Here is a 19,653-nt window from a genome sequence, read left to right as displayed (position 1 = left end):
TTTCTGACGGTTAACAGCATTCGTAGTCCCAGAGTTCACACTTCTCCTGCTGTCAAACCAGTAAAACACACAGCAATAACTGTATGCATGAACAGTATTTTATTCATGTATGAGAGAAGTATCGATTGAGGTTTGTTGTGTGGTAGGTGATACAAAAATGGAAAGAAATTTGCAGGGCTATCAGAAATACCGCGGTAATAAAAACAACTTCGGGCCGCAAAATTTGCAAACAATGTGGGTTGTCAAAGATGGAGGATTGCAGGTTAGGTCGTTTTCTATTGCAGGTTGCTACAAGCATGTGAGAATGACTCACTGCTTTCGTCCTTACGGGCGTTCAAAAGCTAAAACCTTTGTCCAAGCACTACCCAGGGCCAAAATGGCAAGTGAAAGGATAGGCTCTAAGCCAAACGCTGAATGCGTTCATTCAGCGCCTGGAGCTGCATTTGCATTTGTGCGGCGATGGTGCGAAATGGCTTGCCGATCTGCGGGTGTTGCGCCGTGCGTTGCCAGAACTCCAACGCCATCAGCTCTGCTTGCCGCCAAACTGCGCCGCTGACTTCATTACTCAAGCCGATCTCCAACGCATCCTGCCGCATATTGCCGCTATTGGCGGGTGCAAACGCCATTGGCAACATGTCATACAGCGGTGCCAGCTCCACGGGCCGCTGCTGCGGGCGCAGAAACGACAGATTCCCCTGATGCATATCGCTGTTAGCGATCAACCGACCAAACGCCCAATACAGGGCGATTTTCTGGTAAGTATGAGGGTCGATGATCCCTTGCTGTAATAGCCGTTCAGCCGCCGTGACCCAGTTAGCGCCACCGCTGCCGCTGAATTCGGCATCCAGAGCTTCCAGCGAAACCATGGCGACGCGGCCATACTCGCCAACGCGATCAAAACGCTCAAGCTCCAAAAAGCACTGCCGGTTCTCACCAAACAGCACGTTGGCGGGTGCAGCAGGCAACCCGGCCTCCGCCACCACCTGCAACGCTAATGACTCGGCGATCAGTAAATCACTCCAGCGTTGGGCAATGATATTCTCCGGCGCGGCGCTGAATTTCACCAGTACATGACCACAACGTGCGCCTGCCAGTTCGGCATAAACGATAAACTTGGGTTGCTCACCACCGGCGGAAGATCCGATCAGTTCTCCCGCCAACGCCTGTGCAGAAAGAGCAGCGTAATGAGCGGCTTTGTCCGCCAACGGAACCGGGTTCTCAGGATCGCGCGTCAGCCAGCGTTGATAACTGCCCGCCCCCGGCAGCAGATCGCCACTCATATCCTCACCATAGTGGCAAAGCGCCTGCAAACGCTGATCTTCATTCCATCGCAGGACATCTTCCGGCAGCCGGAGTTGCCGGGCAGCGGCTTTGCCCCAGGCACGGCCAAGAAAACCTATCGGACGCAGATCGCTCAGATACCAAGGCAAGCCCTCATACAGTTGCCATTCACCGCTTTGCTCATTGCGCACTGCGCAACTGTCCGCTGGATACACGGGATAGAGCGTGGCAAACCCATGCGCCTTACCCAATTCATCGATACGGTACAGCGGGAAGTGCGACTCACCGCCAACCGCCCGCCTTAGCGCATAGCGCGTCGCCCGGCCTTTACCGATGGTCAGCACCGCCCCCGCCAAAGCGCGGATACGGCGCGATAGCGTTGGCTGGCTTATGCCCAGCGCGCCGGTAAGCTCCTGGGCCGTGGCCGGGCCGTGACGTAAGAGTTGTTCGACAGTGCTCATCGTTGAATAGAGTAGTGAATAGATAGGTGAATAAAGTAATAGCGCTAATTATCGGAAAGGTAAAGGATTAGCAGAATAGGTTTAGGGAAATATGAATAGATTGGTAAAGGGCGCAGCGTCCTGCGCCCACGAGGTATTTACGCTTTATCGCCCAACAGCACAGATTCCAGCGCGATAACGATCATTTCGTTAAAGGTGGTCTGGCGTTCTGCGGCGGTGGTGGCTTCGTGACGCAGAATATGGTCGGAAACGGTACAGATGGTCAGCGCTTTACAGCCGAACTCTTCGTACAGTTCTGCGGCCACGCCGTAGATGCCCGCCGCTTCCATTTCTACGCCCAGAATGCCGTACTTCTTCATCACCTGGAACATATCTGGATCTGGCGTATAGAACAGCTCGGCAGAGAAGATATTGCCCACGCGCGCCGGGATGCCCTGCGCCGCCGCAGCGTCTACTGCGTTACGTACCATGTCGAAATCGGCAATCGCGGCATAGTCGTGATCTTTAAAACGCATGCGGTTCACTTTGGAATCGGTACAGGCACCCATACCAATCACCACGTCACGCAGTTTTATATCATCACGCACCGCACCGCAGGAGCCGACACGAATGATTTTCTTCACGCCGAATTCGGCGATCAGCTCACGCGCATAGATGGAACAGGACGGAATGCCCATGCCGTGGCCCATCACCGAGATTTTGCGGCCTTTGTAGGTGCCGGTGAAGCCCAGCATGCCGCGCACGTTGTTCACTTCCACCGCCCCTTCCAGGAAGGTTTCAGCGATGTATTTTGCCCGCAGCGGATCGCCCGGCATCAGCACCACGTCAGCGAAATCACCCATCTCAGCATTAATATGTGGCGTAGCCATAATCTCTTCCCTCAATTCTTATTAAAAAGTCTTAAAATAGTGTTTTACCGTAATCCATCGGCGACAGGCCAAAATAGCTGGCGACGGTCTGGCCGATGTCGGCGAAGGTTTCACGGTGCCCCAGCGAGCCCGGTTGCACTTTCGGGCCATACACCAGCACCGGGATGTGTTCACGGGTGTGATCGGTGCCCGCCCAGGTCGGGTCGCAACCATGATCGGCGGTAAAGATGATGATGTCGTCACCCGTAACGCGCGCCAGCAGTTCCGGCAAGCGGCGGTCGAACTGTTCCAACGCGGCAGCATAACCGGCCACGTCGCGGCGGTGGCCGTAGGAGGAGTCGAAATCAACGAAGTTGGTGAACACGATGGTGTTATCACCGGCTTTTTCCATTTCGCTCAGCGTGGCATCGAACAGCGCATCGATGCCGTTGGCCTTCACTTTCTGGGTAATGCCGACGTTGGCATAGATATCCGCAATCTTGCCGATAGAAACCACTTCACCGCCTTTTTCATCCACCAGCTTCTTCAGCACGGTTGGGGCCGGGGGTTCCACCGCCAGATCGTGGCGATTGCCGGTGCGCTGGAAGTTACCCGGTTTGTCACCGAGGAACGGGCGCGCAATCACGCGGCCGATGTTGTAGCCGCCTTCGGTCAACTCTTCGCGGGCGATTTCACACAGTTCGTATAAGCGATCCAGACCAAAGGTTTCTTCGTGGCAGGCGATCTGGAATACCGAATCCGCCGAGGTGTAGAAAATCGGCTTGCCGGTTTTCATGTGCTCTTCGCCCAGTTGATCGAGGATCACCGTGCCAGAAGAGTGGCAGTTGCCGAGATAGCCCGGCAGGTTGGCGCGCGCCACCAGCTTGTCCAGCAGTTCCTGTGGGAAGCTGTTGTGCTCGTCCTTGAAATAGCCCCACTCGAACAGCACCGGAACACCGGCGATCTCCCAGTGGCCGGACGGCGTATCTTTACCGGAAGAAAGCTCGCTGGCATAGCCGTAAGCACCGATGATCTCAGCGTTTGGGTCCAATCCTACCGGGAAGTTGCCGGTAGATTCTTGCGCCGCTTTGCCCAAGCCCAGGCGGCTCAGGTTCGGCAGCGTCAGCGGGCCGCTGCGGCCTACGTTGGCTTCACCACGCGCACAGGCTGCCGCGATATGGCCAAGGGTATCGGAGCCTTCATCACCAAAGCGTTTGGCGTCGGCGCTGGCGCCAATACCGAACGAGTCCAGTACCATAATATAGGTGCGTTTCATTCTGTTCTCCTGCTGTGGGCGGCAGCGAAAAAACCGCTACCGCTCCTGATTCTTTAAAAACCGCGGTTATTGCGTGATGCGCTGATATACCACCGGCGTGGTTGCCGGGGCTTTATCGCCCATCACTATTGCACTGCGCACCGCATCTGCTGCCTGTTGCCAACTCTCTTCATCGTTGGCGTGGATCAGCGCCAGCGGGCGCTGCGTACCCACGGCATCGCCTAAGCGCGCCATCTCCGCCAGGCCGACGCTGTAGTCGATATTGTCGGTAGCGCGGCGGCGGCCACCGCCCAACGCCACTACCGCCATGCCCAGCGCGCGGGTATCCATCGCGGTGATAATGCCCGGCTTTTCGGCATAGACCGGTTTACTCAAGGTTGCCGTCGGCAAGTAGCTATCGTAGCGCTCCACAAAGTCCACCGGCCCCTGTTGTGCCGCCACCATGCGGCCAAACACTTCCGCCGCTTTGCCGTTGTCCAATACCGCTTGCAGCTTGGCGCGGGCATCTGCGTCGTCGGTCGCCAAGCCGCCGGAAAGCAGCATTTCCACGCACAGCGCCATAGTCACTTCCAGCAGGCGCGGGTTGCGGTATTCACCGGTCAGGAAGCGCACCGCTTCACGCACTTCCAGCGCGTTACCGGCGCTGGAGGCCAGCACCTGATTCATGTCGGTCAGCAACGCGGTGGTTTTACACCCCGCACCGTTGGCTACGCCGACGATCGCCTGCGCCAGATCTTGCGAAAGCTGATGAGTCGGCATAAAAGCCCCCGACCCCACTTTGACATCCATCACCAACGCATCCAGCCCTTCCGCCAGTTTCTTCGCCAGAATCGAGGCGGTGATCAGCGGGATGGAATCGACGGTAGCGGTAATGTCGCGCGTGGCGTAAAAACGCTTATCCGCCGGAGCCAGCGAGCTGGTTTGGCCGATAATCGCCACGCCGACGTCTTTGATAATTTTACGGAACGCGTTGTCATCAGGGAAAATATTGAAGCCCGGAATGGCCTCCAGTTTATCCAGCGTGCCGCCGGTGTGGCCTAAACCACGGCCGGAAATCATCGGCACGTAGCCACCACAGGCCGCCACCATCGGGCCGAGCATCAGCGAAGTGACATCGCCCACGCCGCCGGTAGAGTGCTTATCGACAATCGGGCCGTTCAGCGCCAGGCTTTTCCAGTCAAGCACCGTGCCGGAATCGCGCATCGCCATGGTCAGCGCCACGCGCTCCGCCATGTTCATATCGTGGAAATAGATGGTCATCGCCAGCGCGGCGATCTGCCCTTCGGAAACCACATTGTCACGCACCCCATTAATGAAGAAGCGGATTTCCGCTTCGCTCAACGGCTGGCCGTCACGTTTTTTACGGATTATTTCTTGCGCCAGGAACAAGGCATCCCCCTGCTTGAGCTATTTAATTTCACTGCGCCAACGCGGCGCGCTAGAGCATCAGTAACCGTTGCTGGCGGTTTGGGTGCTATGCCCCAACGTCGTCAGCAGGCTGGCCAACAGGCTCGAGGCACCGAAGCGGAAATGGCGCGCGTCGGCCCAGCCTTCCCCTAGAATACGCTCGGCAAGTTGCAGATAGTGTTGCGCATCTTCCGCCGTGCGCACGCCACCGGCAGGCTTAAAGCCCACGGTTTTGCTGACGCCCAGATCGCGGATCACCGTCATCATCAGTTCAGCGCTTTCCAGCGTGGCGTTAACCGGCACTTTACCGGTGGAGGTTTTGATAAAGTCCGCCCCGGCGTTAATGGCAATTTCAGAGGCTTGGCGGATCAGAGCTGCCTGCTTGAGTTCACCGGTTTCAATGATCACTTTCAGCAAAACGTTAGCGGCGGCGCAGGCCTGTTTGCACTGTTGCACCAGATCAAAACCGACTTTGTCATTACCCGCGATCAGGGCGCGATAAGGGAACACTACATCCACTTCGTCAGCCCCGTAGGCGATCGCCGCGCGGGTTTCCGCCAGCGCGATATCGATGTCATCATTGCCATGCGGGAAGTTGGTGACGGTCGCAATGCGGATATCCGGCGTCCCCTGCTCACGCAGCGTTTTGCGCGCAATCGGGATAAAACGCGGATAGATACAGATGGCGGCAGTATGGCCCGCCGGGCTGTTGGCCTGACGACACAGTGCGATCACCTTCTCGTCGGTGTCATCGTCATTCAGCGTGGTTAAATCCATCAGGTTCAGCGCGCGTTGCGCTGCTGCGGTTAGTTCGGTCATAAAACTCTCCAACTTTACTCGTCATACTTCAAGTTGCCTGGGTGTTGGCTGCGCCCGTTCGCACCAGTCACATAGTGGCCTATGCTCCTGGTGACTATGAGCCTCATCAATGAGGCTCACCCTACCGGGCCAGCGCAAGCGCTGTTCAAAAACGCATTGCGTTTTTGTCATGCAACTCGAATTATTTAGAGTATAAACACTCGGATGTTGGCGAGCGGACTTGGTTCCTTGAAGATAGCCCGTGAGCAACGTCCTCACGGCGGCAACTGAGATCCTTCTCACCGCATATAGCCCTTCGATATTGGAACACGATCGCCTTGGCTGGTACGTGCTCCGATTCACACAATATGAAATTTCACTGCAACAAACCGGGATTATATGTGATTTAAATCACAAAATAACGCAACTTTGTTCACAAACTCGTTAAACGGACGGGTAATCAATGGCGGGCGCGCTACAGAATGCCCGTATCAGGAAATCATGCGGTATCCCCCAGCAAAACATGCTGGGGGATGTTTCTAGTTTAGCTTACAGCGCCAAAAAGAATCCGGCGATGGTAGCACTCATCAGGTTAGAGAGCGTACCGGCAGCCACTGCCTTCAGGCCAAAGCGTGCAATATCGTGCCGACGGTTCGGTGCCATGCTGCCCAAGCCACCGAGTAGAATCGCTACGGAAGAGAGGTTGGCAAAGCCGCACAGCGCAAAGGAGATAATTGCCTTAGTGTGCTGTGACAGGACCTGCAACCCATCGGCGGCAACCACGTCGTCCGGGCGCAGATAGGCACCAAAGTTCATATAGGCTACGAACTCGTTGACGATCACCTTCTGGCCGATAAACGAACCAGCCACCATCGCTTCACTCCACGGCACGCCGATCAGGAAGGCGATCGGGGAGAAAACCCAACCCAAGATCAGTTCCAGCGACAGCTGCGGGAAGTTGAACCAGCCACCAATGCCACCCAACATACCGTTCAGCAAGGCGATCAGGGCGATAAACGCCAGCAGCATCGCGCCCACGTTCATTGCCAGTTGCATTCCCGAAGCCGCGCCTGAAGCCGCTGCGTCAATCACGTTGGCCGGGCGATCTTCAGCGGCGATCAGCTTCATCGCGTCGTCTTGGTCGTGGGTTTTCTCGGTTTCCGGCACCATCAGCTTGGCGAACAGCAATCCGCCCGGCGCAGCCATAAAGGATGCGGCGATCAGATACTCCAGCGGCACGCCCATTTGGGCATAACCTGCCAGCACCGAACCGGCCACCGACGCCAAACCACCACACATCACCGCAAACAGCTCAGACTGCGTCATGGTAGCGATATACGGCCGCACCACCAAAGGCGCTTCGGTCTGCCCCACGAAAATATTGGCGGTCGCCGACAGTGATTCGGTGCGCGAGGTGCCCAGCAGTTTCTGCAGGCCGCCACCGAGCACTTTAATCACCAGTTGCATAATGCCCAGATAATAGAGCACTGCGATCAGCGAGGAGAAAAACACGATCACCGGCAGTACGCGCAGCGCGAACACAAAACCGCCGCCGCCAAACACCTCGAACATTTTGTCGGAAACCAGGCCGCCAAAGATGAAAGAGATGCCTTGGTTGCCGTAAGCGATGACGTTAGCCACCCCTTCAGACATGCCGCCAAGAATACGGCGGCCCAGTGGCACGTACAGTACCAGCGCGCCAATGGCGATCTGAATGATAAATGCCCCGAGCACGGTACGCAGTTTAATAGCGCGTCGGTTGCTGGAAAGCAGCACAGCAATGGCGATCAGTACCACCATACCGACCAAGCTCATGATGAGTTGCATGTGAGAATATCCCTGTTGCGAAAAAGTAATGCATCCCTGTCGCAGGGTTGCTTAGGAGTAGATAACGGGGCGCAATTATACTGAGCGTGGAGAAATTCGCCTCATTATATGTCACAGATGAATACAACAAGTTGCAAATGAAAATCCCGCAACGTGATTTAAATCACGTTTTAGGCGATGTACGGCGTCAAGCCGAATAAAGACAGGGTGTTTTGTTGCAGATGATGGGCGATTTCATCGGGCGGTTCGGGCCGCAACTGGCACAGCACCTGAAACACCTCGGCGGCCCGTTCAGGGCGGTTCGCTTGCCCCTGATAGCCCGCTAGCGGCATATCCGGCGCATCGGTTTCCAGCAGCAATGACTCCAGCGGTAACTGTGCCATCACGCTGCGTGTCTTCTGCGCGCGTTCGTAACTGATAGTGCCCCCAACGCCGATGTAATACCCCAGCCGGATAAACGCCTGCGCCTGTGCCAGGCTGCCAGCAAAGCCGTGTACCACGCCACGGCGCGGCACATCGGCCCGGCGCAATATTGCCGCCAGTGGATCGTGGCTACGGCGGGAATGCAGGATCACCGGCAGATCGTGGCGTTTTGCCAACGCCAGCTGTTGCTTGAGCAACACCTGCTGGTGATCGAACCGGGGGTTTTCCATATACAGATCCAGCCCAATCTCCCCCACCGCCACCAGCTTTGCCGGTTGGCGGGCGAGAAAACCCGCCAATTGCTCAAGCTGTTCATCATGATGTTGCGCGATATACAACGGATGCAGCCCCAGCGCGGCAAACACCGGCGCATGATCGTGCGCCAGTTTCAGCACCAGGGCAAAACGATCCGCCGTTACCGCAGGCACGATGATCCGCTGCACACCGGCTTGTGCGGCTAGTGCCAAGCTTTCATCTTCGTGGCCGCTAAACGGCGGGAAATCAAAATGGCAGTGGGTATCGGTAAAAACGTAATTCACAGCGCGTCTCCATCAGCAGCAGAGGGATCTCCCGGCAGAATGATTTTCGCCGTCGCCAACTGGGCTTCCTGATTGTGCGAATGTGTCATCTCTGTAGCGATCGGCGAAGGCATACGCACGCTTTCCGGCTGCAACAAACGGCGTGAAACGGGTTGTTGTACCTTGATGCCATCGCGCTTTTCCTGCTCCAGCAGCCAATGGCCAACCGTTGCCAGGAAGTAACGCCCGCAGCGGCGGCCAAGATGATAATCCTGATTCAGCGCAGGCAGACGGCTGCCGAGCGCGTTACTCGCCAGCGGCTTAGGGGGGAAGATCTCGAAGATGCGCAACTTACCCGGCGGTTGCTCAATAAACTGCTGGATGCGGTGATAACTCTGCTCATGCTGCTGCATGATGCGCACCATCTGCTGCAAACTGCTGTCACTTAGCCAGTGCTCCATGCGTTTCAGCCATTGCGGCGTGTAATACATCTGCGAAGGCACGGTGCGGATCACCACAATGGTATCGGCACCACGGCGATAGGCCTCCTCTACCGGGATCGCATCGCTGATGCCACCGTCCAGATAACTGATACCGTCCAGCTCAACGCCCTGGCGGTAAAAACCGGGGATGGCGCTCGATGCCTTGATCGCAGGCAACCAGTTAGCTGGTTCAACGCGCAGATAAGCGGGTTCAAAATTATCGCTGCGACAGGCGCACATCAGGAATTCACGGCCATTGCCGAGATGCTGCTCGGCTACATCGATCGCCAGCGGCAGTTGCTGTGAAGTAATATCTATCAACCAGTCAAGATCGATAAGATGCCCACCGCGCACAAAACGCAGAGGGTTGAAGAAATTAGCCGACGTGGTGTAGCGGGTAATCACTCGCCGCGCATACCCCATCTGGCCGCAGATAAAGGCCGAAAGATTCTGCGCTCCGGCAGACGTGCCGATCATCAGTTCAAAAGGGTTAAAGCGGGCGCGCTGCAACTCGTCCAGTACACCGGCAGTAAAGATGCCGCGCTGCCCGCCGCCCTCACACACCAGCGCCATTTTACCGGGCTGGAATGGTTTATACGCCAGCGGTTCTATATTACCGAGCGTGATAGGTATTCTATATCCCAACCCTGTCTCCTCAATGTGGCTGTTTTTCTGAGGATAACTCTTCTTGCTCTCTTCCGTAATCTTCTTGCAAGACGCCAGAGAGGCAGTCATTGCTCCCGGTTAACCAAGCGCAGTCACTGCCGGAAAACTCTGCCCATGCCTGCCAGACCTGGCCTTTCCACTGTTTCCAGCGGCCGAGAATGATATCGCTATTCATGACTGAACTCTCCAGACGACGAGAAAAGGAATTAAGCTTTGTTACACTTTGAACGAAAAGTTAAGGGCGCCGACGGCCGGTAAACAGGCTGATCAGGAACAGAATGATCCCCACCACAAACACCATTTTAGCCGCCCAAGCGGCGGTGCCAGCCAGCGAACCGAAGCCCAGTGCGGCCGCGATCAACGCAATGACTAAAAATATAATGCCCCAACGAAACATAAGCTTCTCCTTAACGCTGGGGCGCAATAGGTTGCGCCCCTTGTTGACCCAGTGATTAGAACTGGATTTAGGATTTCACTGCCAGATCGTTCTTGACGCTTTTCACGCCATCAATGGCTTTGGCAATGCTCTCTGCCCGCTCGGATTGCGCCTGCGTTTTTACCGTACCGGAAAGCTGCACCACACCGTCGGTGGTTTCCACTTTCACATTACGGGAAGGTACGATGTCGTCAGCCAGCAGTTTGGCCTTCAGTTCACTGGTGGTTGCAGCATCACCGGCATAAGCCTTCACCGATTGGGTGGCTTCGTCTTTGACGTGCAGCTTGTCGCTGACGGATTTCACCCCTTCCACCTTACCGGCAGCCGCAACGGCCCGTTCGGCCTGCATCTGGCTGCTGACAAAACCACTGAGCGTTACCACGCCCTTCTCAGTGACCACCGAGATATCGGTACTTTTGATCGCTTTATCGTCAACCAATGCGCTTTTCACTTTCGCGGTTGTCGCACTGTCATCCATATAGCTATCGACTTTTTTCATGGAGCTATCGATTTTGGCACCCGTGCTATCAGCCACGCTGGCGGCTTTGTTGAGCAGCGACTCTTGCGCCATTGCACTGCCACTCACCAGAACAGAACCCAAAACGATAGCCATCAAAGAATGTGCAAACTTGGTATTTTTCATCGATCTCTTCCTTCTTGTTGTGAATCCCCATTAACTGCGGACTCCTGCACCGTGTTATCACGGCGAACTCAAATGAATACTTCACGATTACTATACAATCAAACGTTCACGATAAGACAACAGCAATATCTATGCCAGACTTATAAAACCATTAAAAATCAACAGGAAAGAAACAGAAACACAACACTTAGACGAGAAATTGTTGCCTATTAGCGACAGTAGCGTCTTCATACGGGGACACTGTTGCTATCTCATTGATATTAATGGGATAGAACTGTCTCCGATCGACAACAGAGCAAAATAACCCTCTAGATAGTAATTGAATAGCAGTTATTTTTGCTTATTAAATGCCAAAGACCCTAATAAACATAGTCCATCAGGTGAAATTTGCAGAAGGATAGCCGTAGAACATTAGCCACGAGGAAAATAGAATTTATAAATAAAATTTAATAATTAGCAAGATGAGTGCTGAGGGTTGCAACTGCTGGGGAGTCATGGGCACCGCAAGAATGCGGTGCCGCATCGGCAGATTAGTGTTCGCGAGTTTTGCGGAATACCACGTCTGGGTAACGTTCTTGCGTCAGGTTGAGGTTCACCATGGTCGGTGCGATGTAGGAGAGATTATCACCGCCATCCAACGCCAGGTTGAGTTCGTTCTTGCGCTTGAACTCTTCGAATTTCTTCACGTCGCTGCACTCCACCCAACGGGCAGTGGAAACGTTCACCGACTCATACAGCGCTTCCACGTTGTATTCGGATTTCAAGCGTGCAACCACCACGTCAAACTGCAACACGCCGACGGCCCCCACGATCAGATCGTTGTTGGAGATTGGGCGGAACACCTGCACAGCCCCTTCTTCCGACAGTTGCACCAACCCTTTCAGCAGCTGTTTCTGCTTCAGCGGATCGCGCAGGCGAATGCGACGGAACAGTTCAGGAGCAAAGTTCGGAATGCCGGTGAACTTCATATCTTCACCCTGGGTAAAGCTGTCGCCAATCTGAATGGTGCCGTGGTTATGCAAACCGATAATATCGCCTGGGTAGGCTTCTTCCACATGAGAACGATCGCCCGCCATAAAGGTCAGCGCATCGGAGATCACCACGTCTTTGCCGGTACGAACCTGGCGCAGCTTCATGCCTTTCTCATATTTGCCGGACACTACGCGCATAAAGGCCACGCGGTCACGGTGTTTCGGATCCATATTCGCCTGGATCTTGAACACGAAACCGGTGAATTTATCTTCTGCAGCGACCACTTCACGGGTATTGGTTTTACGCGGCATCGGCGCAGGTGCCCAGGCCACCAAGCCATCCAGCATATGGTCCACGCCAAAGTTACCCAAGGCGGTACCAAAGAACACCGGGGTCAATTCACCCGCCAGGAAGGCTTCCTGCTCAAACTCGTGGGAAGCCCCTTGCACCAGTTCTAACTCTTCGCGCAGTTGCGCTGCCAAGTCTTCACCCACGGCAGCATCGAGATCCGGGTTGTTCAACCCTTTGACGATGCGCACTTCCTGAATGGTGTGGCCTTTACCGGTCTGATACAGGTAGGTTTCATCTTTGTAGAGGTGATAAACCCCTTTGAACAGCTTGCCGCAGCCAATCGGCCAGGTGATCGGCGAGCAGGCGATTTTCAGTTCGCGCTCAACTTCATCCATCACTTCCATCGGATCGCGGATGTCACGATCCAGTTTGTTCATAAAGGTCAGGATCGGCGTATCACGCAGGCGGGTCACTTCCATCAGCTTGCGGGTACGATCTTCAACGCCTTTTGCGGCGTCGATCACCATCAGGCAGCAGTCCACCGCGGTCAGGGTACGATAGGTATCTTCAGAGAAGTCTTCGTGTCCTGGGGTATCCAGCAGGTTGACCAGACATTCGCGGTACGGGAACTGCATCACCGAGGTGGTGATCGAGATACCACGCTGTTTCTCCATCTCCATCCAGTCGGATTTGGCGTGTTGGTTGGAACCACGGCCTTTTACCGTACCGGCGGTCTGGATAGCCTGTCCGAACAGCAGCACCTTCTCGGTAATGGTAGTTTTACCGGCATCGGGGTGCGAGATAATGGCGAAAGTTCTTCTTTTCGAGACTTCGCGGGCGAATTCACTAGGAGACATGTTTTTCAGATTCTACAGTTGGTCCGCCCTGCAATCATCGCAAACGCGTCAATAGCGGTGCCAGGCAAAGCGGTAATGAAAAGGTAACAGAGGGCCATTTTCGCTGATTTGCCAACCGGTGACAATCAATGGTTTTTTGGGTAAGCAGATAATTTGGCCATCACTTCAGACGAAAATCAGTAGAGAGTGCAGCCCAATGTTGCCGAAGCACGGTTTTGTGCGCGTCTATCATCGGTAATTTTTCCAGCATGTCTGGCCACAGCGTACGTGCTTTATCCATTGCGTCCAACAAATGGGCACGAATGGCAGGCCAGGGAATGCCCACACGCTCAGCCCAACGTTCGAAGGTGTGCAAATTTATCACCGACCAACGCTTTTCTTGCGCCATATTGAGCACGACTTCCGCTTCCCCTGCGATATAGGCTCGCGTCATAACAATGTCATAGGCTGGAGATAAACGGACATCTCCGGCATTGCCCGAAATTGTGGGTCAAAAGTCAGGATGTTTTTACCACCACTGTAGTGTGCCAAAACACCCACGCGCGTTCCGTATAGCGTCAGTGACAATGCATTAACCGCTTCGATTTGCCGTAACTTCGCCATTAGCGATCCTCAAGCTCTTGCAATAGTGCCTCGAGTTCCCTGTAGCTTTGAACATCCAGCCCCTTTCCGGCCTGTTGTTGCCCTAACGCTACCGCCTCTTTCACCCGATCCTTGGGCACAATCACACATTCAAGTCCCATTGTCTCCAACACTTTCAACAGCGTACTGAGCCGCATATCACTACCGGATTCAAGACGTTGATATTGCTGCTGGGTCATGCCAATCGCCATCAGGAAATCTTTTTGATTCCAGTTTAATTCGCGGCGGCGCTGTTTAAGAATTGAGGATAACTCGTCTATTTTTCGCATTGTTCTTCCCCCTACCACCAAAAACACCTTATTAATTGTAAATCAAGCATTCGCACTAAAATTAGTACGATTTTAAGACAAAAACAACTTATTTGCTGTTAATGGATTTAAAAACAACGAATGAGGTGTATTCAATCTTAAATACACCTCATTCGTTGTAAAAATAGGGCTTCTTGCTGGTGAACGCTAACCCAGCGGCAGCGCCATCACGATCGCATCTTCGCGGCCATTGGCAGCAGGGTAATAGTTGCGGCGCACCGTCACTTCGTTGAACCCGAGATCTTCATATAACGCGATCGCCCCATGGTTGGAAGCACGCACTTCCAGCCACAACGTAACCACGCCACGCGCTTCAAGCTCTGCGATCAGCGCAGTTAACAGCGTGCGGCCAAAACCCCGGCGCTGCCAATCTGGGTGAATGGCAATGTTAAACAGCGTAGCTTCATCCAGCACGATCTGGGTAATGGCAAAACCCGCCATCTGCCCTGCGGCTTCCAGCTTCAGGTTAAGATAGCGCTCGCCCTGATTACTGGCGAATGTTGCCTCCGTCCAGGGAAAAGCATGGCTGGCGTGTTCAATCTTGAAGGCGGTGGCCAGATCGGCCGTCGTCAGGGGTGAAATGCTGTTCATAGTGACAAATCTGCTGCCAGAGTGCGCGTTTGGCACCCGCATCTTGAGAAAGCTCGGCCAGCGCCGGGCTGTGTAGTTGTGCACCGGCCACCGCAAGCGGCTCCGCAATGCCCAACCGCCAACTGTTACATTCAGTGTCTTGAGGCAGCATCGCCACCTGATCCGGCGTCAAACTATAGGTTTGCGCCGGTTGCAGCCCCAGGCTGCGTAGCACATCACAAAACAAGGGATCCTGAGGATCGGGCAATGTCTGTGCCACCACCAGCAAGCGTACTTCCGCTGGCAGGCTGACTGCGATCTCGCCCTGCAACGCGCCAGGGCGGCGCAATGTCCACTGCGTAATCCCCAGTTGTTGTAACAGCCAATCGCGTTTTGATGCCATACCGATTCCCGTGTGTTGCGCACTATGCCTGCCATGTGCCGCGCTATACTCTAAATAATTCGAGTTGCAGGAAGGCGGCAAGTGAGCGAATCCCCAGGAACATAGACCACTATGTGACTGGGGTGAGCAAACGTAGCCAACGCACATGCAACTTGAAGTATGACGAGTATATGCTAACAAACCCACGCACCCTGCGCCAACAAACCCGTCGAACATCTCGCCACAAAGCTCTATAATCTCCCGCTTAATCTTGAGGAGCCAAAAACTGATGTCTGCATTAACCCCAGCCAGTGAAGTCATGCTGCGCCACAGTGATGAGTTTGTTGCACGCCGCGTCCTGTTCGCAGGCGATCTGCAGGACACCCTGCCGGCCCAATTCGAGGCCGCTGATGTGCGTGTCCACACCCAGCAATACCATCACTGGCAGTCACTGAACCGGATGATGGGCGAAAATGCACAATTCGGCCTGACGGTAGATCCCACTTTCGTTGCCAACTGCGATACGCTGGTCTATTACTGGCCAAAGAGCAAACAGGAAGCGCAGTTCCAACTGTGCAATCTGCTGTCTTTGCTGCCGGTAGGCGCAGAAATCTTTGTGGTCGGTGAAAACCGCAGCGGTGTGCGCAGCGCGGAACAAACTCTGGAAGGCTACGCCCAGCTTGCCAAAATCGACAGCGCGCGCCGCTGTGGTTTGTACCATGGCCGTATCGATGCACAGACTGAATTTGATCTGGCCGATTGGTGGGAAAGCTATCAGCTGCACGATCTGGAAGTGAAAACCCTGCCGGGCGTATTCAGCCGTGATGGGCTGGATGTGGGCAGTTCGCTGCTGCTGTCGACGCTGGAAAAACACATGAAAGGCAAGGTGCTGGACGTAGGGTGCGGTGCCGGTGTGATGGCGTCGGTGCTCTCCAAGCTGTCACCGAAAATGAAGCTGACGTTGAGCGACGTGAATGCTGCTGCGGTGGAATCGAGCCGCGCAACGCTGGCCGCTAACGGTATTGAAGGTGAAGTGATCGTCAGTAACGTCTATTCCGACATTACCGGCCGCTTTGACATGATCATCTCCAACCCACCGTTCCACGACGGCCTGGCCACCAGCCTGACTGCCGCAGAAACCCTGATCCGTGGCGCATTGAAACATCTGCCAATCGGTGGGCAACTGCGTATCGTTGCCAACGCCTTCTTGCCATACCCGGATATTCTGGATGCCACTTTCGGCAGCCACGAAGTGCTGGCGCAGAACGGCCGTTTCAAGGTGTATAAAGCCACCGTTGGCCGCCAACCGCGCGATCCGAAAAAGAAAAAGTAACTCGGCATTGAAATTCACGGGCGCACTTCAGCGCCCTTTTTAGATATACCCAAGTTCAATCAAGATGCAGGTAGGCGGCAACTGAGTGAGTCCCCAGGAGCATAGGCCACTATGTGACTGGGGTGAGCAAAGGCAGCCAACACCCCTGCAGTTTGATTGACGACGGGTATATTAGCCGTTAATAAACTCCATCCCAACCTGCGTATAACGCGCGCCAGCCACGCCTGCCAGCGGGAATACCGCCTCGATCGCCGCCAGTTCCTGTTCACTCAGCGTAATCTCCGCCGCTGCTACGTTCTCTTCCAGATAGCGCCTGCGCTTGGTGCCAGGGATTGGCACGATGTGTTCCCCCTGCGCCATCACCCACGCCAGTGCCAACTGTGAAGGCGCAACCCCCTTCTGCCGGGCCAATTCACTGACCTTTTCCACCAATGCCAGGTTGCGGGCAAAGTTTTCCCCCTGAAAACGCGGATTAGCACGGCGGAAATCGTCCTCAGCCAGATCTTCCGGACGCTGGATCGCCCCGGTCAGAAAGCCGCGCCCCAGCGGGCTGTAGGCCACAAAACCGATGCCCAACCGTTCACAGACCGCAAGCTGACCTTGCTCCGCATCCCGCGTCCACAGCGAATATTCGGTCTGCAATGCGGTAATCGGATGCACTTTGTGCGCGCGCTCCAGCGTGGCAACGGAAGCCTCGCTTAAACCGATATAGCGGATTTTGCCCTCTTTAATCAGATCCGCCATGGTGCCCACCACCTCTTCGATCGGTACCTGCGGATCAACCCGGTGCTGATAATAAAGATCGATGGTTTCCACCCCCAAACGTTGCAGGCTGCCTTCGACCGAGCGGCGGATATACTCCGGCTTGCTGCTCACGCCACGGGCATGGGGATCGGCCGGATCGCGCACAATGCCGAACTTTGTCGCCAGAAATACGCGATCGCGCTGGCCTTTGATTGCTTTGCCGATCAGTTGCTCATTGGTGTGTGGGCCGTACATATCGGCGGTATCCAACAGCGTGACGCCCAGTTCCAGCGCCCGGTGCAGCGTGGCAATCGCCTCTTTTTCATCGCTGCTGGTGGAGTAAAAGTCGCTCATTCCCATGCAGCCTAAACCCAGAGCCGAGACGACGGGGCCGTTAGAGCCTAATTGACGTTGTTGCATTGTGTTGTCCTCATTGAACGGTCTATGTTGCAATCCAGTCTGGTTGTTTACGCTGCAAAGATAAATAATGAAGACTGCACATCACTGTTCATAAATCGCTAACAATGGCAGGTAGCAACATGGATCAGATTCAAGCCATGCGTATCTTTACCCGGATCGTCGAGCTGGGCAGCTTCAGCCGCGCGGCTGAACGCCTGCAACTGCCGCGCGCCACGGTCAGTAATGCGTTGAAGCGGCTGGAGCAGCGGCTCGGTGTCCGCCTGCTGCTGCGCACCACGCGCCAGGTACAGATCACCACCGAGGGCTCGTTGTACTATCAGCGCTGCCTGCAACTGCTGGATGCGCTGGAAGAGGCGGATACGTTATTCCACCAGCATAAGCTGCAACCCGCGGGCAAAGTACGTATTGATATGCCGCACTCGCTGGCGCGGGAGATCGTCATCCCGGCACTGGCGGATTTTTATCAGCGTTACCCGGAAATTGAGCTGGCGCTCGGCGCCAACGATACCCATGTGGATCTGCTGCGTGAAGGCGTGGACTGCGTGCTGCGCGCCTGGGAAACCGAAGACGACGCGCTGGTTGCCCGGCTGATTGCCCAGATGCCACAGCTCACCTGCGCATCTCCCGCCTATCTGCACACCTTCGGTACTCCACAATCGATCGACGATCTGCAACACCATCAGGCGGTGGGTTATTTCTCGCTGATCAACAACCGTAACTATCCGCTGGAATTCTGCCGCAACGGCAAGCTGGAACTGCGCGAATTACCCAGCAAGCTGAGCGTCAGCGGTGCCGATGCCTATACCAGCGCCTGCCGCGCCGGGATGGGCTTGATTCAGGGATCCCGCTACTCGGTGGCCTCTTGGTTAAAGACGGGTGAAATGGTGGAAGTCTTGGCAGAAACACCGCCGCCGCCGATGCCGATCTACATCATGTATCCCCCTGGCCGCTTCCTCGCACCACGCGTTAGGGTGTTGATTGATTGGCTGATTGGTCTGTTCAACAAATATTAATCCGCTATCCCCAATAGATTTCAATCTGCAGCTAGGCGACAAGTACGCGAATCCCCAGGAGCTTAGACAACTAAGTGACTGGGGTGACAAATCTGCCGGGAGCAGATTTGAACGCTGCTTGCAGCGGCCCCGAAGGGGCGAGGCCCACGGATGGGCCGAGTAATTGTACGCAGTCAACAACGCTGCAGTTTGAAAGATGAAGGGGATAGGCGTTTTTTCCAGCGAACGCCCATAAACCAGGAAATAACTATTGACGTACCCGCCAAAATCTCTAGAATTCGCCTCCGTGGTAGCATTACTCCGGTAATGTTTCTGGTAAGCGAAGGTGGCGGAATTGGTAGACGCGCTAGCTTCAGGTGTTAGTGTCCTTACGGACGTGAGGGTTCAAGTCCCTCTCTTCGCACCAATAACCACATGATTTATATTGCACAGCATCAATGCGAAGGTGGCGGAATTGGTAGACGCGCTAGCTTCAGGTGTTAGTGTTCTTACGGACGTGAGGGTTCAAGTCCCTCTCTTCGCACCAAGCTGGTGATATAAATCGAAAACAAAGCAACAACATCGACTGTGCGAAGGTGGCGGAATTGGTAGACGCGCTAGCTTCAGGTGTTAGTGTCCTTACGGACGTGAGGGTTCAAGTCCCTCTCTTCGCACCAATTGATGACTTCTACTCCCTTTTTCTTTCGTATTACATCCTCTGAAAAACCAACACGCTCATGCGTGATTTTGTCGTTTCAGCTAAAGCTGAAATGCAGGCTGATGGCGGCTAATCCGCCGGCCAACGCCATAAACGAAGGCAGCAAGAGATAATGGCGCAGATGGCTGTTAAACAACATCACCAGCGTAACCAGCATGGCAATGACGATCAGGGTGCGCAGTTGCATCATATTGAGATCAATCAGCGCGATTAACGGCATCAGAGCGCAAGGCAGCAATACGCCCCAGGCGCTGGCCAGCCGTTTGCCCAAGCAGATACTGACGATCCATAACCCACATGCAATGATTATCGCAGCAATCATGATAGCCTCATTTCACAAATGATAATGATAACCAAT

At 54.8% G+C, this 19,653-nt stretch carries 21 protein-coding genes and 3 tRNA genes; 5 read left to right on the top strand and 19 right to left on the bottom strand.

Annotated features, from left to right (window positions below; genetic code table 11):
• Positions 1 to 398: 398 nt before the first annotated feature.
• The 17 genes from yjjJ to AC2A1E_RS13565 all read right to left on the bottom strand — a co-directional run bounded on the left by yjjJ (position 399) and on the right by AC2A1E_RS13565 (position 15,109).
• A complete protein-coding gene (gene yjjJ / locus AC2A1E_RS13645; protein ID WP_484384207.1) occupies positions 399 to 1,742 on the bottom strand; it encodes a type II toxin-antitoxin system HipA family toxin YjjJ in 1,344 nt (447 codons plus the stop codon).
• Positions 1,743 to 1,879: 137 nt separating this feature from the next.
• On the bottom strand, positions 1,880 to 2,611 hold the full coding sequence (gene deoD / locus AC2A1E_RS13640) for a purine-nucleoside phosphorylase (RefSeq protein ID WP_337262480.1): 732 nt from the start codon (positions 2,609 to 2,611) through the stop codon (positions 1,880 to 1,882).
• Positions 2,612 to 2,642: 31 nt separating this feature from the next.
• Positions 2,643 to 3,866 carry a phosphopentomutase gene (deoB, locus tag AC2A1E_RS13635; protein WP_484384206.1) on the bottom strand — a complete coding sequence of 408 codons (1,224 nt, stop codon included), beginning with the start codon at positions 3,864 to 3,866 and terminating at the stop codon, positions 2,643 to 2,645.
• A gap of 66 nt (positions 3,867 to 3,932) precedes the next feature.
• A complete protein-coding gene (gene deoA / locus AC2A1E_RS13630; protein WP_484384205.1) occupies positions 3,933 to 5,255 on the bottom strand; it encodes a thymidine phosphorylase in 1,323 nt (440 codons plus the stop codon).
• Positions 5,256 to 5,312: 57 nt separating this feature from the next.
• On the bottom strand, positions 5,313 to 6,092 hold the full coding sequence (deoC, locus tag AC2A1E_RS13625; protein WP_484384204.1) for a deoxyribose-phosphate aldolase: 780 nt from the start codon (positions 6,090 to 6,092) through the stop codon (positions 5,313 to 5,315).
• Between the two features lie 528 nt (positions 6,093 to 6,620).
• Complete coding sequence (locus AC2A1E_RS13620; RefSeq protein ID WP_459401206.1) at positions 6,621 to 7,898, bottom strand: NupC/NupG family nucleoside CNT transporter; 1,278 nt, start codon at positions 7,896 to 7,898, stop codon at positions 6,621 to 6,623.
• A gap of 170 nt (positions 7,899 to 8,068) precedes the next feature.
• Positions 8,069 to 8,860 (bottom strand): TatD family hydrolase, encoded by a 792-nt coding sequence (locus AC2A1E_RS13615; RefSeq protein ID WP_484384203.1) that lies wholly within the window; start codon positions 8,858 to 8,860, stop codon positions 8,069 to 8,071.
• Entirely contained in the window at positions 8,857 to 9,966 is a 1,110-nt protein-coding gene (locus AC2A1E_RS13610; protein ID WP_484384202.1) for a patatin-like phospholipase family protein, read from the bottom strand. Before AC2A1E_RS13610 ends, AC2A1E_RS13615 begins: the two co-directional genes overlap by 4 nt.
• A gap of 10 nt (positions 9,967 to 9,976) precedes the next feature.
• The gene (locus tag AC2A1E_RS13605) at positions 9,977 to 10,162 is read right to left on the bottom strand and encodes a CsbD family protein (protein ID WP_484384201.1); all 186 of its coding nucleotides are present in this window, start codon (positions 10,160 to 10,162) and stop codon (positions 9,977 to 9,979) included.
• A gap of 60 nt (positions 10,163 to 10,222) precedes the next feature.
• Positions 10,223 to 10,384: a DUF1328 domain-containing protein gene (locus AC2A1E_RS13600; RefSeq protein ID WP_473188688.1), complete on the bottom strand. Its 162-nt coding sequence runs from the start codon at positions 10,382 to 10,384 to the stop codon at positions 10,223 to 10,225.
• A gap of 67 nt (positions 10,385 to 10,451) precedes the next feature.
• Positions 10,452 to 11,066, bottom strand: a complete 615-nt coding sequence (osmY, locus tag AC2A1E_RS13595; RefSeq protein WP_484384200.1) for a molecular chaperone OsmY — start codon at positions 11,064 to 11,066, stop codon at positions 10,452 to 10,454.
• A 530-nt stretch (positions 11,067 to 11,596) separates the two neighbouring features.
• Complete coding sequence (gene prfC / locus AC2A1E_RS13590; RefSeq protein ID WP_484384199.1) at positions 11,597 to 13,186, bottom strand: peptide chain release factor 3; 1,590 nt, start codon at positions 13,184 to 13,186, stop codon at positions 11,597 to 11,599.
• Positions 13,187 to 13,346: 160 nt separating this feature from the next.
• Entirely contained in the window at positions 13,347 to 13,619 is a 273-nt protein-coding gene (locus AC2A1E_RS13585; protein WP_484384198.1) for a hypothetical protein, read from the bottom strand.
• On the bottom strand, positions 13,616 to 13,789 hold the full coding sequence (locus tag AC2A1E_RS13580; protein WP_484384197.1) for a hypothetical protein: 174 nt from the start codon (positions 13,787 to 13,789) through the stop codon (positions 13,616 to 13,618). Before AC2A1E_RS13580 ends, AC2A1E_RS13585 begins: the two co-directional genes overlap by 4 nt.
• Positions 13,789 to 14,097 (bottom strand): helix-turn-helix domain-containing protein, encoded by a 309-nt coding sequence (locus AC2A1E_RS13575; RefSeq protein ID WP_484384196.1) that lies wholly within the window; start codon positions 14,095 to 14,097, stop codon positions 13,789 to 13,791. The genes AC2A1E_RS13580 and AC2A1E_RS13575 overlap by 1 nt, the downstream gene beginning before the upstream one ends.
• 186 nt (positions 14,098 to 14,283) lie before the next feature.
• Positions 14,284 to 14,727, bottom strand: a complete 444-nt coding sequence (gene rimI / locus AC2A1E_RS13570) for a ribosomal protein S18-alanine N-acetyltransferase (RefSeq protein ID WP_459401197.1) — start codon at positions 14,725 to 14,727, stop codon at positions 14,284 to 14,286.
• On the bottom strand, positions 14,672 to 15,109 hold the full coding sequence (locus AC2A1E_RS13565) for a DNA polymerase III subunit psi (protein WP_484384195.1): 438 nt from the start codon (positions 15,107 to 15,109) through the stop codon (positions 14,672 to 14,674). The genes rimI and AC2A1E_RS13565 overlap by 56 nt, the downstream gene beginning before the upstream one ends.
• A 268-nt stretch (positions 15,110 to 15,377) precedes the next feature.
• Between AC2A1E_RS13565 and rsmC the strand changes: the two genes are divergently transcribed.
• Positions 15,378 to 16,421: a 16S rRNA (guanine(1207)-N(2))-methyltransferase RsmC gene (gene rsmC / locus AC2A1E_RS13560; RefSeq protein ID WP_484384194.1), complete on the top strand. Its 1,044-nt coding sequence runs from the start codon at positions 15,378 to 15,380 to the stop codon at positions 16,419 to 16,421.
• 171 nt (positions 16,422 to 16,592) lie between these two features.
• On the opposite strand, the gene AC2A1E_RS13555 is transcribed toward rsmC, so the two are convergent.
• Entirely contained in the window at positions 16,593 to 17,585 is a 993-nt protein-coding gene (locus AC2A1E_RS13555) for an aldo/keto reductase (protein ID WP_484384193.1), read from the bottom strand.
• A 119-nt stretch (positions 17,586 to 17,704) separates the two neighbouring features.
• On the opposite strand from AC2A1E_RS13555, the gene AC2A1E_RS13550 reads away from it, so the two are divergent.
• The 4 genes from AC2A1E_RS13550 to AC2A1E_RS13535 all read left to right on the top strand — a co-directional run bounded on the left by AC2A1E_RS13550 (position 17,705) and on the right by AC2A1E_RS13535 (position 19,254).
• Positions 17,705 to 18,598, top strand: coding sequence for a LysR family transcriptional regulator (locus AC2A1E_RS13550; RefSeq protein ID WP_484384192.1), 894 nt, complete (start codon positions 17,705 to 17,707; stop codon positions 18,596 to 18,598).
• Positions 18,599 to 18,917: 319 nt separating this feature from the next.
• Positions 18,918 to 19,004, top strand: a tRNA-Leu gene (locus AC2A1E_RS13545).
• A 33-nt stretch (positions 19,005 to 19,037) separates the two neighbouring features.
• A tRNA-Leu gene (locus AC2A1E_RS13540) sits at positions 19,038 to 19,124 on the top strand.
• Between the two features lie 43 nt (positions 19,125 to 19,167).
• Positions 19,168 to 19,254 (top strand) — tRNA-Leu (locus tag AC2A1E_RS13535).
• A 78-nt stretch (positions 19,255 to 19,332) separates the two neighbouring features.
• Here AC2A1E_RS13535 and AC2A1E_RS13530 read toward each other — a convergent pair.
• Positions 19,333 to 19,617, bottom strand: coding sequence for a DUF1435 domain-containing protein (locus tag AC2A1E_RS13530; RefSeq protein ID WP_484384191.1), 285 nt, complete (start codon positions 19,615 to 19,617; stop codon positions 19,333 to 19,335).
• Between the last annotated feature and the right edge of the window lie 36 nt (positions 19,618 to 19,653).

The sequence above is a fragment of the Serratia sp. HNCC26DJ206 genome (assembly GCF_057180605.1).
Note: the sequence above shows the minus strand (reverse complement) of the source record. Positions and strands in the feature narration are given on the sequence as shown.